This window comes from Mesorhizobium sp. M7A.F.Ca.CA.004.04.2.1 (assembly GCF_004022825.1).
Lineage (GTDB): Bacteria > Pseudomonadota > Alphaproteobacteria > Rhizobiales > Rhizobiaceae > Mesorhizobium.
The window spans coordinates 1-1,017 of the sequence record NZ_RZPH01001472.1 but is presented as its reverse complement, the minus strand read 5'-3'; the positions used below and the strand labels follow the sequence as shown (position 1 = coordinate 1,017).

Sequence of the window (1,017 nt, the reverse complement as noted above, 5' to 3'; positions counted from 1 at the left end):
GAAAAGCCCTGGAGACGGTCGAAACAGACATGCCGAGGTCGCGCGCCAGATCCTTCACGGTCAGGCGGGGTTTGCTGTTCTTGTTGCGGGCGATGACCGACATGAAAACTCCGTTGCGCTGCCTTAGGCCTCGTTGCGACCTCCGTAGCGGCGGACCCGGATGTTGGCCTGCTCGGCATGTCCGTAGAAACCCTCCAGGGCACACAGGCGCGAACAGTACTCGCCGATCATGGCGCTCGCTTCGTCGGTCAGGACGCGCTGATAGGTGCAGGTCTTGATGAACTTGCCAACCCACAAACCGCCAGTGTAGCGGGCCGCCTTCTTGGTCGGCAGCGTATGGTTGGTGCCGATGACCTTGTCGCCATAGGCGACATTCGTGCGCGGCCCCAAAAACAGCGCGCCGTAGTTGCGCATGTTGCCGAGGAAGTAGTCGGGATCGCGCGTCATCACCTGCACGTGCTCGGAGGCGATACGGTCGGCTTCCACAACCATTTCCTCGTAGGAATCGCATACGATCACCTCGCCGTAGTCAGCCCACGCCTTGGCGGCGATCTCGGCCGTCGGCAGGATTTTCAGCTGCCGCTCGATCTCCGCCATGGTGTCGCGCGCCAGCTTCGGCGAATTGGTCAGAAGCACCGCCGGGCTTGTCGGGCCATGTTCGGCCTGGCCGAGCAGGTCGGTCGCGCAGATCTCGCCGTCGACGCTGTCGTCGGCGATCACCAGCGTTTCGGTCGGACCGGCGAACAGATCGATCCCGATGCGCCCGTAGAGCTGGCGCTTGGCCTCGGCGACGAAGGCGTTGCCCGGACCGACAAGCATGTCGACGCGCCCGATGGTCTCGGTTCCGAGCGCCATGGCGCCAACGGCCTGGATGCCGCCCAAAACGTAGATCTCGTCGGCGCCACCCATGTGCATGGCGGCGACGATGGCCGGATGCGGCCCGCCTTGGAACGGCGGCGCGCAGGCGATGATCTTCTTCACGCCGGCGACCCTTGCCGTCACCACTCTCATGTGCGC

At 64.4% G+C, this 1,017-nt stretch carries 1 protein-coding gene; it reads right to left on the bottom strand.

Annotation, left to right across the window (positions count from 1 at the left end):
- Window positions 1-123 precede the first annotated feature (123 nt).
- Window positions 124-1,017: histidinol dehydrogenase (gene hisD / locus EN893_RS35470; RefSeq protein ID WP_128362239.1), on the bottom strand; the 894-nt coding region annotated here is incomplete at its 5' end.